Genomic DNA, 25,347 nt, shown 5'->3' with positions numbered 1-25,347 from the left:
CGAGATACGAGGACGAACAGCGCGCTTTTTAACGGACATGGACTCTGACCTTCACTTCACCACCTGGGCGAAGCGCGAGATGATGAACAACATCCGGTACGATCAGTTGTCCAGGAACGAGACGAAAGGTGCAGTGTTGGGTGATGGCAGCGATCAGCAGTTGGCCCTCCATGAGAGCGAAGTGGTTGCCGATACAGATGCGCGGTCCGGCCCCGAAAGGAATAGAAGCTGAGCGCGGCAGCAGTTTCTCGCGCGAAGGCTCGAAACGCTCCGGCTGAAAGCTTTCAGGTTCAGGGAAGGTATCCGCGCGTCGATGGAGCGTGTAGGGTGAGATCAGGATGGTTGTCCCCTTCGGCACCCTATAGTCATCGATCACGGTATCGTGCAAGGACTCGCGCAGAATACCGGACGCGGGTGGATAAAGGCGCATCGTCTCCTTGAAGACCTGCAAGCAGTAGGGGAGTTGGGGCAGGTCCTCAAACGTCGGGAGATGTCCCTGAAGTTCCTGATCGACCTCCTGCTGGAGCTTCTGATAGCTCTGGGGATGCTCGCAGAGCAGGTACCAGGTCCAGGCAAGGGCGGCGGCAGTAGTCTCGTGTCCGGCGGTAAAAAGGGTTACGCATTCATCAATCAATTGCTGGTCGCTCATTGGCTGCCCTTCATCGTCCCTAGCTCGTAAGAGATGGGAGAGCAGGTCGTTCCGATCATCTGGGTGTTGGCGACGTTCTTCAATCATCTGGGAGAGACGCGTTTCGAGCAGGTGTGTCGCCTGGCGCACGCGCTGATTGTATAGCGTGGGGATGCTGAGTGGTAGCATGAAAGGCGAGGTGAGCGTGCGAACGGCATGGGCTAAGCCTGTATTGATCGCAACTCCCAGTTCATCTGTTTCGCTGAGGAAGTCGGTATCAAAGAGTACCTTGCCGACGATGCTCATCGTGAAGCGTATCATAGAGTGATTGATGTCGATGATCGCGCCATCCTCCCACTCTTGCATGAGACGCTTGGCGTAGTGAACAATGGTATCAGCGTAGCTGGCAATGTGACGTGGCTGAAAGCAGGGAGCCATCAGCTTGCGCTGGTGCCTATGGAATTCTCCTTCGCTGACGAAGAGTCCGTTATTGCCTACCGCTTTATGCATGAGCTTCCCTTTGGAGAAATCGTTGGCATACTCAACCAGGACGTGCTGCGCATGCTCAGCCTTATTGAAAAAGAGCAGAGGAACGGGACCGATACGAAAACCTCTGACATCTCCCTCTTGTGCCAGATGATTGAGAAAACCGAGACGATCCTGCAAAAACTCCTGATAGTTCCCGAGCAAGAAATGCCCACGTGTAAAGGGAACCGCTTGAGCTTGCGGTAGAGATGAAGCAACCATCCTTGTCTCCTTTGCAAATACACTCCTTAGAGAAGTTTTTCGAGCATTTCATACAGTGCATGCGCGGTCTCTTCCTGGTTCAGGCCAGACTCGTAGCGAAGTTGATACCAGGTATAGACACCAGTAAGAGTGAACAATTGAGCGAGTAAACGTGCTCGTGCTGCTGCGTCACGCCGTTCTAGATGCGTCCTGAAAGTACGCTCTAGCCACTCCCGGTGGGAAGTACGCGCCACATCAATAATGGAGTGCAGTTGGGGATGTCTTGCCTCCTGAGCTAGCCCATGTAGCATCCGTTTCCCTCCCGCTTCGTAGTAGGCGGTCAGGCCATTCACAATTGTTGTGAGATCACCCGTAGGCGGCTCGATACGTTGCTGCATGGCTCGACGAAAGGCCTCCTGGCTGATAGCATTCGCCAGACGTTCCTTTGATCCGAAACGGCGTAAAAGGGTCTGCACGGTTACGCCAGCACGCTCTGCAATCTGGTCGAGTGTAATCTGGTCGGCCCATCGCTCATCGAAAAGTGCCAGCCCAGCCTCAATGATCCGTTGCTCGGTGAGTGCAGCAATCTCCGCCTGAACGGTTCCCCTGTAGACACGTTTTTTCCGTGGTTGTTCAGAAGTATCCTCATTGGCGTTCATCATAGCAACAGCATATCATCCTTATTATATTGATGTCAATGACTTTAACACCATAATGGAGATTGCTACACCCTTTATGACGATTGGAGAATAGATGTTCGCGAGGTACTGAAATTCTGTCAGAAACACTTGTACCCTGAAAGTCAAGGGATGTAATTTCCTTCAGGATACGTCAAAGGTTCTCTTAAAGCGGTGAATTGAAGCTTTAGGCTCGGTTTCAACACAAGCAATGCGAGCACGTCCGGGTCAGTATACGTCTGAGCAGGGGCCCCAGCGTAGCGGCATGCCCTGGCGGCTGCAGCCTCTTCGCGTCCCGAGCTGGCAACGCCACACACGAACCCCTTTCCCTGCTGTGTGGCGCTGCCAGGGATCGCTCACTGCCACATGGATAGCATGCACCTATGGATGTGGTTGGCGAAAGCATTGTATGACCAGAAAGCAGCATTTCATTAAAGGTTCAGAAGATGTAAAAGCGATATATTCGGTCCTTGCGGCCGATTAACTCCCCCACTACACCCTCCCTTCACCATGATCAAGCCACTCAAAGGTGATCACTTTACAGCTCGTGGTTGCACACACGTTGGATCGGTGCCATTCCTCGTGATCTTGGTGAGGTGAAGGTTGATGGAGAGCGAGCCAATCGGCCGCAAGGGCCGAACCTACATTAATTTTTTTATCGATCATTTGATGCAATAAAACATTATCGACACATATCATTTCACCAACAACCTTCCCAGACGGGAACGGGTCATCGCTGCGAGGGGCTTGCTCGGACGTCAAACTGATCGCAGCGACCAGCGCTGCCGCTACAAAGGGTGATTTACTCAGCGCTGACGAGGGAGGCGGTAACGCGTTTGTCGCTGGCGATCTGCTGGATGCGGACTACGATGTGTTGGCCTTTGTGATAACGGTCGGCGGGATGGGTGATGTAGCCGGAGACAACTTGCTCAACCGGGACCAGACCCAGCACGCCGCCCAGGTCTACATAGATCCCGTCAGAGCTCAGGCTGGCGATCGAGCCTTCACAGATCGTGTCCGCTTTCAGTTTGTGCAAGGCTTCATCGCGGCGCTGAGCATAGGTCAGAGAGAGCAACAGGTTGTCTGGATCCTTATCCATGATCATGACCTCAACCTCCTGGCCCGGCTGCACAACTTTCCAGGGATCAATAAAGCTTTTTTGCAGCGAGATATGGTCGGGCGGGATGGTGCCTTCGATGCCGCCCAGCTCTACTTTGACCTGATGCCCATAGATACTTTTCACGCGCCCTTTACAGATATCACCTGGCCGTAAACCCGTCAGTATGTGCGCTTCCTTGCTCTTCTGCTGAGCAGTCACCTCAGCTTTGCCAGAAAGCTCCAGGGACAAAATATGCAGGTAACGGTCCATATCCAGGATCCTGACCCCGATCTCCTGACCTTGCAGGGTCGTCAATTGCTGATAGACCAGCTCCTCTTCAGATAATTGCTGCTCCTCAATCGTCAGATTCGCCAGCCGCCAGTTCACACCCAGCGTCACATGCTCAACTGTCCCTTGAATACCGCGAATATCCACAATCAAATGATCGCCCGCCAGCTCAACAATATAACCAGTGAGCATTCGATCATATTTGTACTGTTCCTCAAGCCATAACCAGACATCATCTTGAAACTGCTGCTCATCCGACATCTTGCACCTCTGCATAAAAGAAATGATCGAACCTTTACCCACAAAATCCTGGCTAGCGTTTTTCTACCGCAAAAACAAATTTTTCGAGGGCCGCAGCCACACCATCATCAATGTTCCTCAATGTCACATAATCGGCAGCAGCCTTGACTTCCTGGTGTGCATTCCCCATCGCGATCCCCAGCCCAGCGAAGCGCAACATCTCGATATCATTATGATTATCACCAAAAGCAATCACTTCCTCAGGCCGAATATCCAGCATCTGGGTAATCGTCCTGAGGGCATTGGCTTTCGAGACCTCTGGATGCAGGAATTCCAGCCATTGTTCTGCTGTCTGCGTCACATAGAGCTGTCCAGCGAAGTGGCTCTCCAGGTCCCGACGTTTGGCTCTCAGGGTAGACGCATCCCCAAACGCGCCAATCTTGATACATGGCTGTGGATAGACATCCTCAATATTTTCGACTCTACGTATAGGTATACCAGAGAGATACCAGTTCTGTCGATCATAAAGCGCCTGCTCGGCATATAAATACTCATTGGTATAGTAGCAAAATTGTAGATCGAGGCTGCGTGCATATTCCACTACGGGTAAGATATAATGGGGAGGAACCAGTTGTTGGTGCACGAGCGTATTCGTGCTCATATCAATCACCGTCGCGCCATTACTGGTGATTTGCGGCGCATTCAACGGCAGATCCCTGATGACACGATGAAAACTAAAAGGGACACGGCCCGTGGCGATAACCAGTCGCATGCCATCAGCGACCGCCCGCTTAAGCACATCCAGCGTATATGGACTCACTTTGTGTTGCGGCGTTAATAAGGTTCCATCCAGATCAATAGCGAGGAGACGATACATAGTGGTAGAAACTCCTGACAAACAAGTGCATCGAGGAAAGTGAATTTCACTACCTCTGCTTTAGTATACGCTTTTTAGTTGTACAGTTAAAGCTCTCACCTGTACACAAACAGAGGGTCATAGCAATATCCTCAAGCAGCAGGAACCACAGCTTATAGGCATCGGGACTAACCCCAAATTCGCCATCGGGCAGCGTGCTTCTCCCAACGGATCAAGAGCCGTCGAGAACGGTTGAGCCAGGAGAAAAGCCGCTCAACGACCCATCGCCGAGGTTGTTCTCCATACTTGCCGTTTTGCTCTTCTTTAACAGACTCAACAAAGGGAGAATAATCGTCAGATAAGCTCATCATTCATCAAAGGTGAGCCAGGTGCTTCACCGAATTCCCACATTTCCTAGAAATCCCAGTGGATACTCCACCCATCCTTTAGCCGCTTCCCGTCGGAGCCATATCTTCGCACTTCTCTGCTCTGTATCGACAATCATCCGTGCTATCGTCCTGTCATTAAAAATACTCAAATCAGGGCCTTGGGAGGTATCGCTCACAAGCGTCATGAGTTCCTGCTCAGACATGTGTGGTCTGACTTTCTCGCTCGCTACTTCATAGCGCCGGAAGGTGGACGGCATTTTTTCCGCTTCCAGAGGTTTCAGTTGCTCTGACAGGTAGTGATTGGTATGCACAAATGGGGAAGCAGGTTCAATTATCACCTGTTCTCTCGCAGTCGACTCAATATTCCATCTCTTGCCGTCCATGTTCATAATATTGTGGTTGTAACCAGTAGCTCTTTGCAGGGACTTTAACTTTTGAAAATCTTGCAGCGGATCTTGCGTTTCTGACAGAAAGCGAGCCATGACATTTCTTGTATCCCGCTGCCAGTCGCTATGAGTCATGATTGATCAGTATATGCTATCGCTGATCAGTAGATCAGGACATATCGAAGGAATGATACTCGCGGAATTACCGCCCAACGTATTGAGGTAATTGAGTTCTAATAGGGTGAGATCGCCAATTGTCTTCTGAAGGACACAGATTTCATCCGCTGCATCATGCGCCCAATCTTCGTTGTGCGAGATGAGCTTCCCATCATTGGTAACAATTGACGTACAGTGATCTTCTCGGTAGAAAGAGAACTCATCCTCAAGACTACAAGTCCAGCAGGCGAGAAAATCGACGCCTGCTCCTCTGGCATACCCTTCCATCTCCTGAACATAGTGTGGGAAGCACTCTTTCGCCGCGGAAAGGTATTCTAGAGATCGTTTAAGCTTTAAAGCCCACACATCATCTCGTAGGGTACGATTTATTTTGGCCTGGATTGCTTCTTTGAAATGGGTTCCCAATTGGAGGCCCAGGTCATAGTTATTTTCAGCTTGAAAGGTAAAGTAATTGTCGTGATGTTGCATGTCTTCATTCTCTCTTACAGATGTATGTTGTACTCTACTGTCGGCAGCGTTTGCTCGAAACACTGCCAGCGCTCAAACCTGAACTTGCCTTCACCAGAACCCCTCACAACTCTTAACCTCCGGTTTGATCGTGAGCGAAGTGGTCATGACCTCCCCTGAGGGTAATCGCTTCTCCCCGTGCGGTAAATATTGGAGGTAGGAAGGCTAGCATAGACACGTTAAATCACACCCTGCCCCCTCCAGGCTTGAATTTGCTCTGCGCTATATCCCAGTTCTTGCAGAATAGCCTCACTATGCTCACCGACGTAAGGTGCGGGCTGCGGTGTCACCTGCTCGCCTCCAACCAGGCGCGGAAAGCGCGCCAATGTGGATAGCTCCTTTCCGCCTGCTTCATCAGTGCGCACAACATGGCGCGCCAGTGCCTGGGGATCGTTGAAGGCTTCGTCAATGCTGTAGACGGGACCCAGGCAAGTGTCGTCGCCGCCACATACCTCAATCCATGCATCACGCGAGCGCGTTTTGAAGATGGCTTGCAAGGCGCGTATGGTCTCATCCCTCTGCTCTGCGCTGGTCGGCATATGCCCAGCTATCAGTTCAGGATGCCCGATGCGCTCACAGAAGGTGCGCCAGAACTTTGGCTCCAGAGCAGCGAGCGTAACATACTTGCCATCACCTGCCTCGTAGATGTGATAGCAGGGGAGAGCACCGTTCAGTGGCGAGCGCTCCGGCGACAAGCTCACACCACTGTGCAGGTATAGCGAAGTGACCAGAGGCATCAGACTCAACAGGTTCTCAGTCATGGCAACATCGACGAAGCGCCCCTGCCCACTGTGCGCACGCTCCACCAGGGCTAACAGGATACCAACAACGGCGCTATAACTACCGCCAATCAGGTCGCCTAGTTGCGTGGCTGGAAGAGAGGGAACTCCCTGTGCGTCCCGCTGGTAGTCGAGCAAACCGGCGTATCCCTGGTAGTTAAGATCGTGTCCGGCCCTGTCCCGATAGGGACCGTCCTGTCCGTACCCGGAGATGGCACAATAGATGAGATCGGGTTTGATTTTTTTCAGCTGCTCGTAGTCCAAACCCAATCGCTGCATCACTCCCGGTCGAAAGCTTTCTATTACGATATCAGTGCTTAGCACCAGAGCACGCAGCAGTTCGCGTCCTTGCTCGACTTTCAAAGGGATAGCATTGTCCACTCTTACGGTGAATACCCCAGGGGAGCCGGATCAGCGAGCCATAGCCCAACCCTTCGTTTTGCTTCGGATAGAATTCCATATCGGTTGGACAATAGGCAGCAACCAGGCACGCACCCAGGATGCGGGTACTGGACGAATGAAAAAGATCCAGAGGTGGCCACCACGTCGGGAGCGTTCCACGTAAGAAACAATCCCCTGAGCAGCCAACCGATCATGGATAGACAATATTCGATCTATTCCATCCTCGGTATCGGCGTCAAACACCGCAAAGCGGCACTGGCCATCGTCATCCATCACATAGGTCCCATAGGTCTGTCTCCCCAGGAGATGATTCAAGAGATTCGCATTGGTGAGTGGTCGTCCTGCGCGCCGATAACTCCCATTTGGCAATTGGATTGCGTAGTCATCACGGCGACCCACAAACACATCGGTATAGGCGGGCAGATAGGATGCAATCGACATAAAGCTCCTCTTTTCTCTCATCGTCTCTGCGTCCTCCAGGATAGGATTGTGCTCCTTCAAAGATTTCATGCCCACCTGTCCTTTGTCGCAACTGAACAATTGAGGCCAAAAGGCAGGCAAGGTAGACACAACTGGCGTAGTTGACGAAATACCTGAGCCAGTTTTTTTGCGATCAACCGTGTTCAGGTTTTTCCTGTTACTAATGATATAACAGGGGATCATGGGTAAAACATCGGAAGAAAACGGGAACAACATGTGCAATATCTGTTGCAAAAAACTTGCCTGAGCTGAGTAAATCGCGTAAGATAGCTACTGAAAGTCGTCTCAATGATCAGAAGGAAGGAACCGATGAAAACAATCACACTAAACCTTGAAGATGAGATGTTTGCCAAACTTGCAGCAATTGCGAAACAGGCTGGAATTGCTGAGCAAGATACACCGGAGTGGGCTGCCGAGCAGATACGAAAAAACCTTTCGGAACTACTCCCTTCCGGTCCTTCAAAGTGGATGCCACGAGAACAATGGGAAGCACTTGTTCGAGGCGAAAATTGCGTTCACTGCGCCCAACTTGCAAAAAATGAAGCGTTTGATGGCTATGGATTTGTCGTCGCCGATCTCAACATGGCACGCCTCAGTCTCACGAAGAACCAATATATTCATGGGGAATGTATAATTACCTATAAGCGTCATGTCAAGGAATTGCACGATCTTTCGCAAGAGGAACAGTATGTGTTTATTGACGATCTGGCCCGCTCAGCCAGGGCAATCGAAAAGGTCTTTACGCCACTGAAAATGAGTATCGATATGGGAAGTAGTGGCTATCCGCATCTCTATTGCCGTCTCAAGCCTCGCTATTATGGTGATGCAGCCCCGGAGCAAAGAATGTCCCACGCGGCAGAACGCTTTCTTGATCCACGTGAGTATGAAAAATATGTTACTGAGCTAAGAGCTGCTCTGGCTCATCCGATTTCAACTTCCATTTGAGACTTGAGATGCATAAGCTGTTGCTGTACTTCTTTATCTCCAAATGGAATTGCACCATTTCCCAAAAAGCTGGCCTCATTGCCAGAGGGGAACACTCCAGGAGCGAGCACAGATGCTATCTTTAGTTGTAGTTTTCCAAAGGGAATCGACTGAGTATAGATGATGCTGGTCCCTCCACGTTGAGGATGGAAAACCAGCTGGTGCTCTGCAGACGGTGAAAAACCCTTGGTGGTAAATGCAAAAAATGTGGGCACGGTGGATTTTTTTATAGTGACAGTACCTGAGGTCAGATATTTCCATTCTGGAAACTCTATAGATGGATGCTTCAATCCCAGCCTATAGTAGAAGGTTGTTCCGACACAGAGAACCGGTGTCGAAAGATCTTCTATCTCAATGGCTGTTTCAGCTTGCTCCTGAAAACGCTGCTGCTTAGCGACCCGCTCGAGCAAATGTGCAGGGACCGGCCCTTTATTCATGAGATTTTGTGTAGGTTTCCGCGTGAGCAATTGCACGATATGTTGGGGTTGAAACATCCAGTCAAAGACTTTTTCCTGCGGACGTTCAATAACCACGTGAGCAGTAAATTTCAATTTTTACACCTTTTGAGAGACTTCTTTATAGTAACACAATATTTATCATCCTGGCGCCAAGAGACATCTTCAATATTTTCAACACTATGCACAGGAATGCCTGAGTGAAACCAGTTATATCGATCATAAAGCGCCTGCTCGGCATATAAATAATCATGGCTATAGTAGCAAAATTGTAAATCTAAGCTACATGGATATTCTACTACAGGTAAGATATAATGGGGAGGGATCAGTTGTTGCTGTAAGAGCGTATTCGTGCTCATAGCAATCACCGTCGCGCCATTGCTGGTGATTTGGGGCGCATTCAATGACAGATCGCTGATGACGCGATGAAAGTGAATTCCACTATCTCTGCTTAAGTATATGTTTTTTAGCTGGACAGTTAAATTTCTTACATACACACACACTGGCAGCCCCGCTTCAATACACATTTAGAAATGAGAAGTATTTATGCAGCATTGGATTTGTGTCACCTGTGGTACCCAGTTCGCAGCCAGCCAGGAGCAGCCTCGGGAATGTCCGATCTGCCTGGATGAGCGACAGTATGTTGGTCATCAGGGACAGCAATGGACGACGATGGAGTCGATGCGCGCAGAGGGTCATAGCAATATCCTCAAGCAGCAGGAACCACAGCTTATAGGCATCGGGACTAACCCCAAATTCGCCATCGGCCAGCGCGGACTCCTGGTGTGCAGTGAGCAAGGCAACGTCCTGTGGGACTGCATCACCTATCTGGATGATGAGACCTACCAGGCGGTAAAAGATCTGGGTGGTATTTCCGCAATCGCCATCTCGCATCCCCACTACTATTCCGCCATGGTCGAATGGGCGCAGCGCTTTGACGCGAAAATCTATCTGCATGCCAACGACAAAAAATGGGTCATGCGCCCGGACGAGCGCATCGTCTACTGGACAGGCGAGACCCTGCAACTCCCTGGTGACCTCACCCTGATCCGCCTCGGCGGCCACTATCCCAGTGGCACCGTCCTGCACTGGCCCCGGGGAGCCGAAGGAAAAGGCGCACTCCTCAGTGGAGACATCATCACCGTCGTCGTCGATCGCCGCTACGTCAGTTTTATGTATAGTTATCCAAACCTGATTCCCCTGCCCGCCAGCGAAGTCCAGCGCATGCGCGACACCATCGCTCCCTACAAATTCGACCGCCTCTACGCCGCCTGGTTTGAAGCCATCGTCCAACAGGACGCCCATGATGCAGTTGTCAGATCCGCCGACCGCTACATCCGCGCCGTTCAGGAAGTCCGCTATCCGTAAAAACAGATCATCAATCATAGATGCGACCTTTGCGGTCGCATCTACATCTTTTGCTGATCAGAAGATTGCGCAAGAGCCTTCAAGCCGGAGGAGGCTGATCAGCGCATGCCTGGTTGTGGGGAGAGCGAACAGACATGCCCTTGATATAGATACGTCGTAGCCCTGCTAAAATCTGTTCTTGCGTATACCCTCGCCTCTGCCGTTGAAAGAGATAGAGGGCAGGATCGGAGGTTGCGATGATTGCATCGGCAGTGTAGATGGTGTCCAGCGGCGCAAGTTCCTCCTGGGCAATAGCTTCCTCAAGCAAATGCGCGATAAGGCTATGGGAGGCACGATAGTACTGCGTGCTAAACTTCATCTCGCGCTTCTCGCCAGACGATGTATCCATGATGGCCGCCAGAAATAATCCTTCCTCCTCGATGAAGGCAAGGCTCCTGCGGAGGACGCTGTCCAATCGCTGTAATGCTGACCATATTTCTTTATCCCGGGCATAGGCCTGGATCTCCTCTAAGAAGCGCAGGGCGCTCTCATTCAGCAGATCCAGGATCAATTCACCCTTGTGGGCGTAGCGGCGATAGAGCGTTCCCTGACCAACGCCTGCTTCCCGGGCAATCTGATGCATACTGACATCCTCAACGCCTCGCTCGGCAAACAACTGCCGAGCCACCCGCAAGATCCGCTGGTCAAAATCGGCTGCCTGCCGCCGTTCTGGTCTCCTACGCATCCCTGCTTCTTTACCAGCCTTTGTGGTGGCGACCAGTTCCTGCCGTCTCCCTGTTTCCATAACACCCCTCTTAACGTGATCTCCTCTTGACAAGGGGACAATTGTCCTTTAAACTACACGCTATCTATTGAGGACAATTGTCCTCATCTTACTATGGAGTATAAGACCTCCCGCAACCCCCGTCAAGCACACACGTGTTTAGCTTGAAGGTCCGGGATGGCATAGCTAGCTCGTGCTCATGCTGCGAACGGTTGCCATATAAGCTGTTTTCCGTCATTGAGCAAGAGGCATATAAATAAAGGAAGATATAATGACAACCAGGCACCTTGTTGATCCTGAGCTTGCTGCTCTCCTTGACCATATTCCGACCACAGTATTAACTGCTGAAATCCTGAAGCAGATACGCGCCATGAGTCCCCAGGCCACTGCGGACGTGTCCCAATTTGCTGCGCTGTCTGTAAGTGAGCGCTTCATCTCTGGACCAGAAGGGGCACCCGATGTACGCGTGCTGGTCTACCTGCCGAACTCGGTGCAGGAAGCGGTCCCGGCCCTGCTCTGGCTTCATGGGGGCGGATATATTATGGGTTCGGCGGATGCGGAAGATCTCACGGTTAAAAGTATCGTGTCAACGCTCGGGTGTGCTGCCGTTTCGGTAGATTACCGTCTGGCCCCTGAGACCCCCTATCCTGGCCCGGTCGAGGATTGTTACGCAGCCTTGAAATGGCTCGCTACGCATGCCGACGAACTGGGTATCGATCTGAAGCGGATCGCGGTGGGCGGCAGCAGTGCTGGAGGGGGACTGGCCGCAGCATTAGCGCTCCTGACACGCGACCGTGGGGAATTCTCCCTGGCGTTTCAATTCCTGCTCGCTCCCATGATCGATGATCGCACTTGTACACTGGCGAACCCGCATCCATACACAGGGGAATTCATCTGGACACCGGAGGCTAACCGCTTTGGCTGGACCGCTTTGCTGGGCCAGGAACCCGGCGGGACCGATGTTTCGCCCTATGCGGCGGCGGCACGCGCTGAGCGGCTGGAGGGCTTACCTGCCACCTTCCTCTACGTCGGTGCACTCGATCTGTTTCTGGAGGAAGATCTGGAATATGCTCGTCGCCTGATGCGAGCAGGCGTGCCAACGGAGCTGCACGTCTATCCTGGTGCCTACCACGGCTTCAGAATGGTCGCCGATGCCCGGGTAACCCAGACTGCCGAGCGAGATCTGCTGGCAGCCTTAAAACGCGCGTTTGATCCAGCCCACCGCTCAAAGGTTTTTTAGAAATCTAGAAATTCCCGCTGCCCGCCAGCAAAGTCCAGGCGGTCTGCTACCCATAATGTGTATGTGTATTGTTCAGCTTGCTTATTTGAAACATTTGTTCTATACTGTACACATAAGCCAGTAGAGACCTGAAAAGATGATGGGATCTTCGATCAGATCAATAACTACTGCGAAGCTCAGGTCAAATCACAGGAGCAATAAACCTTCTTCATTGCTCCACTCTCTCAACCAGACACCAGCGGACAGCGTAAGCACCGCTGGTGTCTGGTTTTATGTAGCCACAAAGAGCTGAATACTCGTACCGGCAGCGCTGGTCGCTAATACTTTTCGTTTAGCGATATGTTGAGAGAGGGTTGGACGTGACCAGCAAGCAAGGTGTACGTGGAGAGGGCGCCACACGCGGAGGCCGCCCTGCTGCGTTTGCGCAGGCCTGCGTGCAAGCACGACTCGCAGTGCTGTGGCGCCTACAGGGATCGTGGGTGCCGTCGCCTGCTCGCGCAGCAACGTGGTGGGAGAGCACGTAGATCCTCCCCGTACCTTCTCGAAGAGGATCACGAAACACGATCCGTCTCGGTGTAGGCGCCACAGGCATGCGCTGCTCGTTGCGCACCTCGCTCCACTATCACGCCGCATGCCGGCCTCCGCGTGTGGCGCCCTCTCCACGTACGATCCGCTGCTTTTTTTCACAACAGCTTTTGCAACCACAAAAGTGCTTAAATGAAACGTATTTGCGCTTGCCGCTGCAACCTGTAGACGTAAAAGCAAACACGCTTAACATGATACCTCGCTACATAGATGTGCTATAATTTACCCGTAGAATAGTGAGAAACGCATCAAAAATCGAAAAATATAGATTTACTATCTTTGCAGTCAGTGTCCTATCATAAATAAGGAAGGCGGCGCATGGGTCAATATTTACGCTCTTGTCCCCGCTGCGGCTCGATAAATGAAGCAACGGATGCGAACTGTAGCGCCTGCCGCGCGCCGTTGGGCACGGTGCCTGCACGGAGAATACCAGGCACTCTAACAAGACAAAGAGCTCGAATCCCACGTCGCCGCATGGTACAAGGCCTGGAATCGGCGCACTCACCCTGGCAGGCGTTGTCACGGTGAGAGTCTGGACCTGGCTTACCACTCCTCCCGTTCAAGGATAGCGCCAGCATCTATCGTGCCTGTTACCACTCCAGGCACAAATTACATCTATCGCGGGCACAAAGCCGCCGTCACAACGCTGGCCTGGTCGCCTGATGGCCGCTATCTGGCCTCGGGTAGTGTAGACAAGACAGTCCAGGTCTGGCAAATCATCAACGGGGCCCTGCACTATACCTTTGTGGGACATACCTCGCCAATAACTGCGCTCGCCTGGAACAAAGAGGGCATCAATATTGCCTCGGCTGGCGATCAGGATGGCAAGGTCCTGGTCTGGAATGCGTTTCGGGGCAAGCAGGCTACGGGACCCACGGGCCAACACGGGAAGGTACTCTCCTTGACCTGGCAAAACCTACACTTTATCTCGACAACCACTCCTGATAGCATCATCTTTTCTAGCGCTGACGATGGCACGGTACAGATCTGGGATGCCAGAAACGAGAAGAGCATCTATAACAATACCGGGTATGGTATCATCCGAACACTACTTTTCTACGCCCCTGGTTCTCTACTGTTAGCTGGTGATAAGCACATCATCAGTTATTGGCAGATCGCCAGAGATGAGAATGATCTCTCACAGCAACCTGATTATTATAATGGGCATACCGGCACAATCAATGCCCTCGCATGGATAGTAGAACACAACACATTTGCCTCAGCGAGCAATGATGGTACTGTGCGTGTCTGGTCAACAAAGTTCCCCCCTTCCTCGGCCTCACCCATAACGACCTATCGCGGACATAAGGGCAGCGTCTATGCCATAGCAGCTTACCAGGGGCTAATCATCTCAGCAGGACAGGATCAAGGAGTACAAATCTGGCGCTTTGATACTGGCCGATTGCTCTACACTTATACCGGTCATCGGGCCCCCATCCGTGCGCTCGCGATGATACCACAATGGGTAAATGGAGCACATACATCCACAGCTATACCGTTTGTAGCCTCGGCCAGCGACGATGGCACCGTCCATGTCTGGCGTATCCCTGAAAAGGTCCTCTCCGCGACACCCATTCCCCTTCCCTGATCCATGCGCAACGCCAATGCACCCAATTCCTCACGTAGCGGCAGCCTTCAAGGCTAATACGTTTCACGTAAGCCTTTTTCTGGACGAGATTGACGAAAGCATCTGAGCCGATCAGAGGCCCAGTGACTTCAAAGGATCAAGAAAAGCGAACAGGTAGGTTCGACCCTTTGGGTCGATTCGTGCCTGCATGATATCCTTGCTTGACCATGAGCAAGCCTCTTCACGCCTTGCTTCACCGCTTTTTCACTTGCGTGATCCTGCGGAGGTGAGGGTATCGTAGAGGCAACCGAATCGACCCAAAGGGTCGAACCTACACGTTTTACCTCTCTTGATCCTTTGAGAAGGTGTTCCTTCACCGTCATGCTATCATTTCAGCCATTCAATCCTTAAGTGAAACGTATTAGCCTTCAAGGCCTCCACGTACGGCCAGCGCTGCCACTACAATATAATTTCTTTATTCAGGTTGTGGGGATGGAGTTCGTGGCGCCAGATGGGATGTCACGCCATTCCCAGGGGGCGTGTACGATCTCTGCAAGTGGGGTGTTGCCGCACCAATAAAGCAAGCCGTATCTGGTGGCGCGATGGCCAATGACGACAATTATTTTGCCATCATGATCGCGCAGGACGTCGCGCAGAAAGGTCCCCATCCGTTGAACGACCATGACGGCACTCTCGCCATTGGGAAAGGGCTCAACTATGCGGCGGGGAATCTCTTCATCTATTTGCTCAATCGGATGCTGCGTCATATCTCCATAATCGAATTCACGCAGTCTGGCATCGCGATAGAGAGGTAGGCCACGCTCGCCAAAGGCGATCTCGGAGGTGCGCCAGGCACGTTGAAGATCGGAGCTATAGACAGCATCCAGTGCTTCTTGAGCATACTGTTCTCCCCGTAACCTGGCCTGCTGTAAGCCTGCCTCCGAGAGCGGCACATCCACATAGCCAGAAGCACGCCTCGCCTCATTATCAACACTGGTGGCATGTGGAGAATAAAATAATGTCAGCATCTGCACATAATCCTTCATCATAACTTTCAATTTTCTAGCCGTAGTGTAACACCAGGAAAATGATAATTTCAAGCAAGAAGGAAGCGATTTAATCACATAGGACGTACAGTAAGTAAGATACTATCTGTATTACAACAGGATAAACAGAATAATTCTCATTTATTTGAATAGTAATAAAGATTAAATTGCCGATCCAGTTGAGATACGTAAACCTGGCTGAGAGCTTTCCAGAAACGTCTGGTAAAAAAGTACCGGATCAAGGATAAAAGTTCTAAATCAGAGGGCCAGGACATGGTATAGTCCATAGATTATGTCTAAATGGTGCAAAGAATGACCCTGGATTAGCTGGTGGAAAGTAGATAGACAGTCCTTCCCCTACCGCACAGCTTATATTGTGGGGTATAATAGTGCGATAGATATTGCGGTATCTATGCAATGCGCGATGATGATCCGTCTGCCGACGAGAGCTAGTGCGCACACAAGCAGGCCCATCCAGACCTGGCCAGCTTGGCCCAGGGATAAGAGAAGAGAGAAGACGTATGGCAAAAATACCTGATCCCGTTCCGCAGGAGGAGACGACAATCTCACAACTGCGCTCCGCCGTCAGGCAAACTGAGCAACGGTTCGAAGATACCTTTGAGCAAGCTGCAGTCGGCCTGGCGCACGTAGCGTTGGACGGCAGATGGTTATATGTAAACCAGAGGCTGTGCGATATTACTGGCTATCAACGCGAAGAATTACAGCGCATGACCTTTCAAGAAATTACCTATGACGATGATCTGGAGAAAAATCTGGCCTACGTCAAACAACTTATCGCTGGCGAAATTCAGAACTATGCCATGGATAAGCGTTATATCTGCAAAGATGGCCATCTGACCTGGACTCACCTGACGGCCGCCCTGTCACGCGCTGAAGACAATACGCCACAATATTTTATTTCGGTAATCGAGGATATCAACGAGCGCAAAAAATTGGAGCAGGACCTTTATCAGCAGCGCCAGGCATTTATGACCGTGGTGGAGAACGCACCAGATATAATTACGCGCTATGATCACGACTCGCGCTTCCTCTATATTAATCCAGCTGGCTGCAGGGTTGCGGGCCGTCCTCAGGCCGATATCATTGGGAAAACCCATGAGGAAAATGGTTTCCCAACTGAACATGTACAGCGCTGGAAAGAAGCACTAGCGGAAGCTTTCCGTACGCAAAAGCCACTTGAAGTAGATCTGGATTTTACCGGACCTGCTGGACGGCGCTTCTATCAGGCGCATCTGGCACCTGAATTTGACGCCAATGGCCAGATGGTCTCAGTGCTGGCTGTCACCCGCGATTTCACTGAACGCAAATTGATGGAAGAGGAGCGTGTCCGCCTGCTGGCCGCAGAGCAACAGGCGCACGCCGAGGCCGAGGCCGAGCGCCAGCGGATCTACGATCTCTTTCTGCAGGTACCGGCCAGTGTCTGTCTGCTCCATGGTCCAGAACATGTCTTTGAGTTTGCCAATCCACGCTATCTACAACTGGTCGGTAATCGTGACCTGATCGGCAAAACGGTCCGTGAAGCCCTGCCAGAAATAGCCGATCAGGGTTTCTACGAACTGCTGGATGCTGTTTATACCACAGGCATCCCTTTCCATGGCGATGAAGTGCTTGTGATGATTGATCGTAAGCTGGATGGGCAGCTTGAAGAGAGCTTCCTTAACTTTGTCTATCAACCAGCCCGTGATGTTAATGGCAAGATCAATGGTATTATGGTGCATGCCGTCGAGGTAACCGAACAGATTCGCGACCGCGACAACTTGAAGTTAAGCCAGCAGCGCCTGCAACTGGCTCAACTGGCAGGCAATATTGGTACCTTCGATTGGAATGTCCGCACAAATGAGATTCTCTGGACCCCCGAACTGGAGGCGCTGTATGGATTGCCAGCCGGCGGTTTTGAGGGACGCTACGAGAACTGGGCACAGCGAGTTCATCCCGATGATCTTGAACGGGCAGAAGGCAATCTGCAACGCTCAGTTACCGATGGACCACCCTATAACGTTGAATTCCGCGTCATACACCCGGATGGAACGCAACGCTGGATGCTTGGCAAAGGCGAGGTGATCAATGATGAAGAGGGGCATCCACAGCGCGTCCTTGGTGTAAACATCGATATTACCGAGCGCAAAGAGGCCGAACTCCAACTGGCACATACCCTGGAGCAGGTGGGCTTTATTGCCTCATCCAGCAAACTCCTGGCTTCCTCCATGAACTATCAAGAGGTGGTTGTCCAGGTCATCCAAAACGCCATTCCGGCCGTCGCAGACTGGTGCCGCATCGACCTGCACAGCAGCATACCCAATCTACAACCAGTCAGCATCGCTTATCCTGATCCAGTTCAGAACACACAGGAGTTCAATTTTAAAGAACATGAGCTTGAGGAAAAAGAGATCCCGGCCGCGATCGCGACCGTCAGACAGAAAAAGAGCGCAGCCCTCTACTTCCACCTGGATGCGGAGAGCGCGCAAAACCTGACGAGCGATCCACGCGAACTGGAACTATTGCGCGAGCTGCATGCCGAGTCCGCCATGATTGTACCGCTCACGGTCCAGGGTGAGATCGAAGGCACGATTACCTTTGTCACTACCCGGGAACGTACTTCTTATACAGAAGCGGACCTGAATATGGCGGAAGAACTGGCCAGTCGGGTCAATATGGCCATCGAACGTGCCCGCATTTATTATAATCTGCAGGATCTCAATGCGACCCTGGAGGCACGCGTTGCTCAGCGTACCGATGAACTGCGTTTGCTCAACGCCAATCTGGAGCGCAGCAACCAGGAGCTCCAGGAATTCGCCTATGTGGCCTCGCATGATCTTCAGGAGCCACTGCGCAAAATTCAAGCCTTTGGCAACTTGCTTGAAGAAGAATATGGCCCGGAAATTGGTGAGGGCAAAGAATATCTGGATCGCATGAGGAACGCGGCCGCCCGCATGCGCGTCCTGATCGATGATCTGCTCACCTTCTCACGCGTCGCAACCAAAACCTTGCCCTTCTCGCCAATCAGTCTGGAACTGGTTGCGCGCGATGTCCTGGATGATCTGGAAACCCGAATCCAGGAAACCAACGGCACCATCGAACTGGGCAACCTGCCAACCATCGAAGCCGACTCACGGCAGATGTATCAGGTCCTGCAAAACCTGCTCGGCAACGCCCTGAAGTTCCATCGACCTGGTGTACCACCTGTCATCAAAGTCTCGGCCACCATTGAAGAAAACACCCAACCAGACGAATTCTACAGTGGGCCAAACTGTATTCTCACGGTTCAGGATAACGGTATCGGCTTTGAAGAAAAATACCTGGATCGGATCTTCACAGTCTTCCAACGGCTGCATGGAAGAAAAGAATATGAAGGTACAGGCATTGGCCTGGCGGTCGTACGCAAAATTGTAGAACGTCATGGCGGTACCATTACCGCTACAAGTACCATTGGCGAAGGTTCCACGTTTATAGTAACCTTACCAGTGAGTCATCCACTTAAAGGATAAGAATCTCCGATGATAAATTCAAATAGCATTGTCATTTTGATGGCCGATGATGACGAAGATGATATTCTGCTGACCCAGAAAGCATTACAAAAAGGAAAATTACTCAACACGCTCTATAGCGTCAGCAATGGAGAAGAATTGCTCGATTACCTGCTCCATCGCAATAAATATGCCGATACGGATAACAGCAGTGCGCCCTTGCCTGGCCTGATTTTATTGGATCTCAACATGCCAAAAAAAGATGGACGCGAGGCATTGCGCGAGATCAAAAACCATCCTGAGCTCCGAGATATTCCCATCGTGGTCTTTACGACTTCAAAGGCAGAGGAAGACATCTATCGCTCGTATAAGCTGGTGTCAACTCGTTTATCACCAAACCAGTAACTTTTGACAAGTTGATTGAAGTGATGCAGGCTCTGGGGAAATATTGGTTTGAGGTTGTAACATTGCCAGACAAGTCAAAGAAGGGCACGTATGGAACTGCACAAAACAACGATACTACTCATTGAGGACGACGAGGAGGATTATTTCCTCCTCAGAAAAGTTCTGACCAAGATGCGCAATGCCAATTATGAGCTGCGCTGGGAGAGTGATCCGGAGGCTGGCCTCAGCAGTATGCTGGCCGGCCAACATGATCTGTGTCTGCTCGACTATCGCCTTGGAGCCAAAAATGGCATTGAACTCATTAAGCAAGCACGCAGTCTGGGTTATTCTTTACCGATTATACTCCTTACCGGTGCCAATGAATCTGAAATCGATATCCTTGCCCTGCAAGCTGGTGCCGATGACTATATTTCGAAGGAAAATCTGCAAGAGGATCTCCTGCGCCGCATCATTCGTTACGCTATCGAGCGCAAAAAAGCTGAGCGCGAACGCGAAAAATTGATCAGCGAGCAATTGGCCATCCAGGAACTGGAGAAGAAGCGCAATGAGTTCATCAGCATGGTCGTGCATGAACTGCGCACACCGCTTACCAGTTTAAAGGCCCATGCCCAGCTTCTGCGCAAGCGCTTCCTGGCCAGTGGCGATGAGCAGGTCGTGCGTACCACCTCACGCATGAATGCCCAGATTAATAAGCTGACCGACCTCATCAGCGATTTTCAAGATGTCACGCGCATCGAGGGTGGGAAACTCCAGTTTCGCGAGGACTACTTTGCCTTTGACGAGCTGATCGCCGAACTGATCGAAGAGATTCAGCCCATCACAGAAAAGCAGCTCCTGCTCCGCGACGGCGAAACCAACCAGACCGTCTGGGGTGATCGCGGCCGTATTGGTCAGGTGATCACCAACTTATTGATGAACGCGATCAAATACGCCCCCGCCAGTGATCGCATTATCGTCAAGACAACCGCCACCAGCGATACGGTGACCGTACGCATCCAGGACTTTGGTCCGGGCATCCCAAAGGATATGCGCGAGAAAATCTTTGATCCTTTCTATCGCCTGACAGATGCCAGACAACATGCCATCTCCGGGCTGGGATTGGGCCTCTATATCGCCTCCGAAATCATTCACAGACAGGAAGGACAGATCTGGGTGGAAAGCGAAGAAGGTGCCGGATCCACATTTTGCTTTACCCTGCCCATTGATCGCGAGCATGTCGACGAACAAAAAGAAGCTGTCATGTAATCTGAGATGCCCCTTAGGTTCGTGGCTTACCCACGATTGCTGGCGTCATGTTATCATCCGCCTCACCGGAATAGCGGATATTATCCTGGGCCAACGTCATCGTGGCACGCCACGAACCTACGCGTCTCTCCAGACGGCCCATTTGTCTCTCTTATGGTAGAAAAAAAGCAAAGATATGCAATCAGGGGTATACTCTGGATAAAAGCTATACATAAAGATACAACAAGGAGTGCAATTATGAGGAAAGGCATGGCGGTATTATTAATGAATATGCTGGCATCGGAGCTTGGCTATGAGGTTCGCTGGATTACTGATACCCCGGAAAATAGTTCAGATATTATTCTACTGGATAATAATGAGGGCGATAGCAAACGCTTTAGTGGCACGCAAAAATTTGAACAGGCGGTTGAATGGCTACGACAAAAGATGTAATTAGTAGCCATGGATCAAGCGACCTGCCAGGCTCTGTCTACCAGCAAGAACAGGTCGCGACACCAGAACAGCTTATCATTACAAAGATCAAACGATGACACGCCTCCTGGGAGGATTACGAAAGAGCAATGCCACAACTCCCAGCTCCAGCACTAATAATCCCAGGCAACCAACCAGGATGAGTTTTCCAAGATCATCTGTACGCAACTCGCTCTCACGCAGAGAACGGCCAGCCATTACAAAACCACCGCTTCCCCCCTTGATCGGCGACACCACCGTCGCACTGCGCACCCCGGGCAGAGGCTGCCAGGTCACTCGATCTTCCCCATCTTTCCGGACAGAATCAAAGACACCCGCAGGAAGCGTCGGCAGTTGTCCATTCAACTGACCAGAACCAGCAACCGGTTTGCCATTCGCATCATACATCACCAGATATGGAGCGATACTGGTAGCCACATCAACCTTATCAGCAGGCAGCAACGCCTGTGGCTGCTCACCCGCTGCCAGCCTGGCCGCAGTATCCTCTGCCATTTGAATCTGTGGATCGTTCGCCTGCTGGCGCAGCACCTGCTGTCCCACCACATACAGCAAACCAGACAAGCCCACAATGATGATAGCGTACGGCAACCAGCATTTTAGCATCCGTAAAACGAATTTCCACATCCTATGGAACCCTCCCTTTAAAAGCAAGATAGAAGTATAGTAACTCGCTTTCAAGCATAACTGAAAGCAGCGTATAATACCACGCTTCGCGTGCCAATCAGCATAAACCTATGTGCAAAAAAAACAACACCACCACTGCTGCTCTATGTACCCCGCAAACGTGATTGTCATTCCCACATCACGCTGGCCCTTTGTACAGGCACCAACCCTGCTTTTGGACAGCGACTATAAGCCTGTCCGGCTCTATACTCAAGCAGTGTCAGGAAAAAAGAATGCGAGAAAAGGATACAAATAATCATGATCAAGTTAGCCATTATCATTGGCAGTACACGCCAGGACGTAAAGGTGAGGTCATCGCTCGCTGGGTCCATGAGATTGCCGCAAGACGTAACGAGGTACAGGTAGAGCTGGTAGATCTCAAAGACTTCAACCTGCCCTATCTCGGCGAAACAGTCTCTGAAGAGTTGGAACCGCGCAACCAGGCCAGGCATCAGGCCTGGTCCGAGAAGATAGACGGTTTCGATGCCTACGTCTTCGTCACACCAGAATACAATCATGCTCCATCCGGTGTGCTCAAGAACGCCATCGATCATCTGTATCGCGAGTGGAACAATAAAGCCGCCAGCTTCGTTGGCTATGGCTATATGGGCGGAGCACGCGCAGTTGAACACCTGCGACTGGTCATGGGAGAACTCCAGATCGCCGACGTCAAAGGCCAGGTCGGCATCTCCCTGACAGCTGATTTCGAGGACTACAGCGCCTTTCGGCCACGCCCACATCAAGAAGATGCCGTCAACACCATGCTCGATCAGCTGATTGCCTGGGGCGGCGCACTACAAACCCTGCGTACCGGCAACGCTGGTCGCTGCGACCAGTTGGCGTATAAGTAAGCATCCTGGTTGCGTCCGAGACACTCGGCGTATGAGCAAGCCCCCCAGCGTACCGGCAGCCCTGGTCGCTAATACTTTTCACTTAAGGATTGAATGGCTGAAATGATAGCAAGACGGTGAAGGAACACCTTCTCAAAAGAAGTCACTGGGCCTCTGATCGGCTTAGATGCTTTCGTCAATCTCGTCCAGAAAAAGGCTTACGTAAAACGTATTAGCCCTGGTCGCTGCGGCCTGTCGGCGTACGAGCATGTCCCTGGAAACGATGACCCATCCTCTCTTCGTGTTGCTGGCTTGATCGCAGCGACCAGCGCTGCCGGTACGACTGATCGCAGCGACAAGCGCCAATACGTTTCGGTGAAGCGCTTTTGTGACCATAAAAAACAGAGAAAAGCCGCGAATCATACGTGGAGAGGGCGCCACACGCGAGACGCTCTCTGTCAAGGGGGCCAAAAAAGACCTTTTCAGCTCATATCCCGAAGGCTTTTTGAGCACAGACTGACCCAGTGCCCTGATGCTGGGTGTGCAACCAGCACACCCAGATGATGAGACAGGGTACGGTCGTTCAATGGGTGAGGCTCGTTTCGCTTTTGACTCGCCGTGGTCTCAAGCCCGCTGCTCTTCCCCCTTGACTCCACGGGCGCCAGAGGCTCTCCCATTGAAGCAAAGAGTTGCTGTATCGGTTCCAATCGCGGATCTCTGGGTGCTCCGCTGTCGCGTGCTGCCGTGATCTGCACGGCATGCCGTGCAGATCACGGCAGCACGCACCGCTCAGGCGGCCGCTGGCGCATGGCGAGCCTGGGCTTGTACAAACGTGTCCTCCTGATAGGTCTCTTTCTTGCGCCGCATCGCCCAGATAATCCGAAGCCATGTATTGGCCAGCCCCCGAAAAATGGTCGCACTCTTTTTGCCTTGCTTCTTTTTCTGGTCATGATACGCTCGCGCCCAACTGATGTTCTTGCAACTCTCTGCCGCCAACAGATACACTGTAGCGCGAAGCGTTTTGCTACACGCTTGGCGTTGCACTACATAGCGACTGTTGCCGCTTTGTTTGGTGACTGGAGCGGTGCCTGCGAGTTGTTGCGCGACGGCGACAGTGGCTTCATGAGGGTCAATGACCGCCAACTCCGCCAGCAACCGCGGGCCCAATCGCTTGCCAGAATTGGGAGGCTCGCGAAGACCTCATATTCATCTTGCTGCTGATAGAGCTCCTCAATGGCCAGATCATAGTCATGGATCTGCGCCATGAGGGTGTGCAGTTGGGCGACCAGCGTTTGCGCCAGTCGGGATTTGGCATGCACCACCGCCGCGCTCGCCTCCAGGTGCGGTTGTTGAAGCAGTGGCCAGACCCGTTGCGCACACGGTAGGGGATGAGGATGGCGTGCCTGTTTGAAGATCTGGGTCAGCTCCTCTACGCTTGCCTGACGTGCCTGCTCAGGAGTCGGATAGGCGACGATGAAAGCGAGCAAACTTTTCTGCAACGTGGTCCCCTTGTCAAAGGCGTCGAGGACCACCGGGTAGTACGCTTTCAAGCACGCGCGGAGTTGATTCGCCAGACGCGTCTGCGCTCCAATCAATCCCTGCTGATCACGCACCAACAGTTGCAGTTCCTGCAACCCCTGCTCTGGCAGATGCAGGGGCCTCAAATCACGCCAATCACTGCGGGCGATTTTGGCCAGGGTGTAGGCATCAAGCAGGTCGGATTTGGCGCCGGAGACGGGACGCCAGCGATCAACCGTTTTAGGATTGATAGGATACGGGACAAAATTGGCCTTCAGCAAAGCGGTCACGAGTAAATTGGTCTTGGTTTCCAGCACACAGATCATCTCATCTTGATGATCGGGGCCAGTAAGTGCGCGTAAGCGCGTAATCAAGGAGGCAACTCCTGCGGCAGTATGGTCAATCCGTAGGCGCAGGCACAGCGCTCCTTCATGGTCGAGGACGACCACATCATGATGGGTGTCAGCCCAATCGATACCAGTAAACCACATAGCAATGCTCCTTTGAAATGAAAGGGAACGCTCCAAGGCGGATCGAGCCTTCTACTGGCGCTCGAAGCGCAACGCTCTCGTGTGATTACGACCTTGGAAAGCACCTGGAAATACAGGTCTCGCGTTGGCAGTCTCTTCGCGAAGAAGAGCCGCGGGCCGGCAGGGTATTTTCCAGGTGGAGTCCCGTTGCTTCACTCTATCGCATCATCCTTTCTGCTGTCCAAGTGAAGCATTCAGTACTCATGCCAAAAGTATAACGTAGAAGGCCGGCATGCGGCATGATCGTGGAGCGAGGGCTCAACGAGCAGCGCATGCCTGTGGCGCCTCCACCGAGACGAATCCTGTTTCGTGATCCTCTTCGAGAAGGTACGGGGAGGATCCACGCGCTCACCCACCACGTTGCGGTGCGAGCAGGCCACGGCACACACGATCCCTGGAGGCGCCACAGCACTGCGCGTCGTGCTTGCACGCTGGCCTGCGCAAACGCAGCAGTGCGGCCTCCGCGTGTGGCGCCCTCTCCACGTACACCTGGCTTGCTGGTCACGTCCAACCATCTCTCAACATAGCGCTAAGTGAAAAGTATTAGCGACCAGCGCT

General features: G+C 52.0%; 26 protein-coding genes and 2 pseudogenes. 10 read left to right on the top strand and 18 right to left on the bottom strand.

Translation table 11 applies throughout. From position 1 onward, the window contains the following. Positions 1-28: 28 nt before the first annotated feature. The 8 genes from KDW_RS22920 to KDW_RS22880 all read right to left on the bottom strand — a co-directional run bounded on the left by KDW_RS22920 (position 29) and on the right by KDW_RS22880 (position 7,664). Positions 29-1,375, bottom strand: a complete 1,347-nt coding sequence (locus tag KDW_RS22920; protein WP_151758253.1) for a cytochrome P450 — start codon at positions 1,373-1,375, stop codon at positions 29-31. A 26-nt stretch (positions 1,376-1,401) separates the two neighbouring features. Continuing rightward, positions 1,402-2,016 carry a TetR/AcrR family transcriptional regulator gene (locus KDW_RS22915; RefSeq protein WP_151758252.1) on the bottom strand — a complete coding sequence of 205 codons (615 nt, stop codon included), beginning with the start codon at positions 2,014-2,016 and terminating at the stop codon, positions 1,402-1,404. Between the two features lie 817 nt (positions 2,017-2,833). After that, complete coding sequence (locus KDW_RS22910; RefSeq protein ID WP_162005529.1) at positions 2,834-3,679, bottom strand: S1 RNA-binding domain-containing protein; 846 nt, start codon at positions 3,677-3,679, stop codon at positions 2,834-2,836. Positions 3,680-3,731: 52 nt separating this feature from the next. Continuing rightward, on the bottom strand, positions 3,732-4,535 hold the full coding sequence (locus tag KDW_RS22905) for a Cof-type HAD-IIB family hydrolase (protein WP_151758250.1): 804 nt from the start codon (positions 4,533-4,535) through the stop codon (positions 3,732-3,734). 373 nt (positions 4,536-4,908) lie between these two features. Further along, on the bottom strand, positions 4,909-5,385 hold the full coding sequence (locus KDW_RS22895) for a carcinine hydrolase/isopenicillin-N N-acyltransferase family protein (protein WP_162005528.1): 477 nt from the start codon (positions 5,383-5,385) through the stop codon (positions 4,909-4,911). A gap of 45 nt (positions 5,386-5,430) precedes the next feature. Next, positions 5,431-5,934: a C45 family peptidase gene (locus tag KDW_RS22890; protein ID WP_151758248.1), complete on the bottom strand. Its 504-nt coding sequence runs from the start codon at positions 5,932-5,934 to the stop codon at positions 5,431-5,433. A 218-nt stretch (positions 5,935-6,152) separates the two neighbouring features. Next, positions 6,153-7,115, bottom strand: a complete 963-nt coding sequence (locus KDW_RS22885) for a CaiB/BaiF CoA transferase family protein (RefSeq protein WP_233097853.1) — start codon at positions 7,113-7,115, stop codon at positions 6,153-6,155. Between the two features lie 48 nt (positions 7,116-7,163). Then, positions 7,164-7,664, bottom strand: a complete 501-nt coding sequence (locus KDW_RS22880; RefSeq protein WP_151758246.1) for a TOTE conflict system archaeo-eukaryotic primase domain-containing protein — start codon at positions 7,662-7,664, stop codon at positions 7,164-7,166. Positions 7,665-7,943: 279 nt separating this feature from the next. Here KDW_RS22880 and KDW_RS22875 point away from each other — a divergent pair, with 279 nt between their 5' ends. Then, positions 7,944-8,579, top strand: coding sequence for an HIT family protein (locus KDW_RS22875; protein ID WP_151758245.1), 636 nt, complete (start codon positions 7,944-7,946; stop codon positions 8,577-8,579). Here KDW_RS22875 and KDW_RS22870 read toward each other — a convergent pair. Together KDW_RS22870 and KDW_RS36105 are read right to left on the bottom strand one after the other, a co-directional pair. Then, the gene (locus KDW_RS22870) at positions 8,555-9,169 is read right to left on the bottom strand and encodes a hypothetical protein (RefSeq protein ID WP_151758244.1); all 615 of its coding nucleotides are present in this window, start codon (positions 9,167-9,169) and stop codon (positions 8,555-8,557) included. The genes KDW_RS22875 and KDW_RS22870 overlap by 25 nt on opposite strands. Continuing rightward, on the bottom strand, positions 9,166-9,600 hold the full coding sequence (locus KDW_RS36105) for an HAD hydrolase family protein (RefSeq protein WP_151758243.1): 435 nt from the start codon (positions 9,598-9,600) through the stop codon (positions 9,166-9,168). The genes KDW_RS22870 and KDW_RS36105 overlap by 4 nt, the downstream gene beginning before the upstream one ends. A gap of 19 nt (positions 9,601-9,619) precedes the next feature. Between KDW_RS36105 and KDW_RS22860 the strand changes: the two genes are divergently transcribed. Then, on the top strand, positions 9,620-10,441 hold the full coding sequence (locus KDW_RS22860; RefSeq protein ID WP_151758242.1) for an MBL fold metallo-hydrolase: 822 nt from the start codon (positions 9,620-9,622) through the stop codon (positions 10,439-10,441). 79 nt (positions 10,442-10,520) lie between these two features. Here the strand turns inward: KDW_RS22860 and KDW_RS22855 are convergent, their stop codons facing one another. After that, a complete protein-coding gene (locus KDW_RS22855) occupies positions 10,521-11,225 on the bottom strand; it encodes a TetR/AcrR family transcriptional regulator (RefSeq protein ID WP_151758241.1) in 705 nt (234 codons plus the stop codon). A 250-nt stretch (positions 11,226-11,475) separates the two neighbouring features. Between KDW_RS22855 and KDW_RS22850 the strand changes: the two genes are divergently transcribed. Then, positions 11,476-12,444: an alpha/beta hydrolase gene (locus tag KDW_RS22850; protein WP_151758240.1), complete on the top strand. Its 969-nt coding sequence runs from the start codon at positions 11,476-11,478 to the stop codon at positions 12,442-12,444. 270 nt (positions 12,445-12,714) lie between these two features. Here the strand turns inward: KDW_RS22850 and KDW_RS22845 are convergent, their stop codons facing one another. After that, positions 12,715-12,999: a hypothetical protein gene (locus KDW_RS22845; protein WP_162005526.1), complete on the bottom strand. Its 285-nt coding sequence runs from the start codon at positions 12,997-12,999 to the stop codon at positions 12,715-12,717. A gap of 613 nt (positions 13,000-13,612) precedes the next feature. Here KDW_RS22845 and KDW_RS22840 point away from each other — a divergent pair. Continuing rightward, on the top strand, positions 13,613-14,617 hold the full coding sequence (locus KDW_RS22840; RefSeq protein WP_151758238.1) for a WD40 repeat domain-containing protein: 1,005 nt from the start codon (positions 13,613-13,615) through the stop codon (positions 14,615-14,617). 458 nt (positions 14,618-15,075) lie between these two features. Here KDW_RS22840 and KDW_RS22835 read toward each other — a convergent pair whose 3' ends face one another. Beyond that, positions 15,076-15,624: a histidine phosphatase family protein gene (locus tag KDW_RS22835; RefSeq protein ID WP_162005525.1), complete on the bottom strand. Its 549-nt coding sequence runs from the start codon at positions 15,622-15,624 to the stop codon at positions 15,076-15,078. Positions 15,625-16,163: 539 nt separating this feature from the next. On the opposite strand from KDW_RS22835, the gene KDW_RS22830 reads away from it, so the two are divergent. The 3 genes and pseudogenes from KDW_RS22830 (at position 16,164) to KDW_RS22820 (ending at position 20,777) form a co-directional block, all read left to right on the top strand. Beyond that, positions 16,164-19,148: a PAS domain S-box protein gene (locus tag KDW_RS22830; RefSeq protein WP_151758236.1), complete on the top strand. Its 2,985-nt coding sequence runs from the start codon at positions 16,164-16,166 to the stop codon at positions 19,146-19,148. A 39-nt stretch (positions 19,149-19,187) separates the two neighbouring features. Further along, positions 19,188-19,657, top strand: a pseudogene (locus KDW_RS22825) (response regulator). Next, entirely contained in the window at positions 19,623-20,777 is a 1,155-nt protein-coding gene (locus KDW_RS22820) for a sensor histidine kinase (RefSeq protein WP_151758235.1), read from the top strand. The pseudogene KDW_RS22825 and the gene KDW_RS22820 overlap by 35 nt, the downstream one beginning before the upstream one ends. Before the next feature lie 13 nt (positions 20,778-20,790). Here the strand turns inward: KDW_RS22820 and KDW_RS35270 are convergent, their stop codons facing one another. Then, entirely contained in the window at positions 20,791-20,919 is a 129-nt protein-coding gene (locus KDW_RS35270; protein ID WP_269822501.1) for a hypothetical protein, read from the bottom strand. 95 nt (positions 20,920-21,014) lie between these two features. Here KDW_RS35270 and KDW_RS22815 point away from each other — a divergent pair, with 95 nt between their 5' ends. After that, entirely contained in the window at positions 21,015-21,209 is a 195-nt protein-coding gene (locus KDW_RS22815; RefSeq protein WP_151758234.1) for a hypothetical protein, read from the top strand. Between the two features lie 87 nt (positions 21,210-21,296). Here the strand turns inward: KDW_RS22815 and KDW_RS22810 are convergent, their stop codons facing one another. Further along, the gene (locus KDW_RS22810; RefSeq protein ID WP_151758233.1) at positions 21,297-21,872 is read right to left on the bottom strand and encodes a hypothetical protein; all 576 of its coding nucleotides are present in this window, start codon (positions 21,870-21,872) and stop codon (positions 21,297-21,299) included. A gap of 272 nt (positions 21,873-22,144) precedes the next feature. On the opposite strand from KDW_RS22810, the pseudogene KDW_RS36100 reads away from it, so the two are divergent. Beyond that, positions 22,145-22,543: pseudogene (locus KDW_RS36100) on the top strand (NADPH-dependent FMN reductase); the annotation flags it as partial. 381 nt (positions 22,544-22,924) lie between these two features. On the opposite strand, the gene KDW_RS22800 reads toward KDW_RS36100, so the two are convergent. The 3 genes from KDW_RS22800 to KDW_RS22790 form a co-directional block, all read right to left on the bottom strand. Then, on the bottom strand, positions 22,925-23,182 hold the full coding sequence (locus KDW_RS22800) for a hypothetical protein (RefSeq protein ID WP_151758232.1): 258 nt from the start codon (positions 23,180-23,182) through the stop codon (positions 22,925-22,927). Between the two features lie 348 nt (positions 23,183-23,530). After that, complete coding sequence (locus KDW_RS22795; RefSeq protein WP_162005524.1) at positions 23,531-23,884, bottom strand: transposase; 354 nt, start codon at positions 23,882-23,884, stop codon at positions 23,531-23,533. After that, the gene (locus KDW_RS22790) at positions 23,785-24,750 is read right to left on the bottom strand and encodes an IS110 family transposase (protein WP_151758230.1); all 966 of its coding nucleotides are present in this window, start codon (positions 24,748-24,750) and stop codon (positions 23,785-23,787) included. The genes KDW_RS22795 and KDW_RS22790 overlap by 100 nt, the downstream gene beginning before the upstream one ends. A 348-nt stretch (positions 24,751-25,098) precedes the next feature. On the opposite strand from KDW_RS22790, the gene KDW_RS22785 reads away from it, so the two are divergent. After that, positions 25,099-25,326: a hypothetical protein gene (locus KDW_RS22785; protein ID WP_151758229.1), complete on the top strand. Its 228-nt coding sequence runs from the start codon at positions 25,099-25,101 to the stop codon at positions 25,324-25,326. The last annotated feature ends 21 nt before the right edge of the window (positions 25,327-25,347 follow it).

The organism is Dictyobacter vulcani (assembly GCF_008974265.1).
Taxonomy (GTDB): Bacteria; Chloroflexota; Ktedonobacteria; order Ktedonobacterales; family Ktedonobacteraceae; genus Dictyobacter; species Dictyobacter vulcani.
The sequence above is the reverse complement of the archived record's forward strand: the minus strand, read 5'-3'. Positions and strand labels throughout refer to the sequence as shown.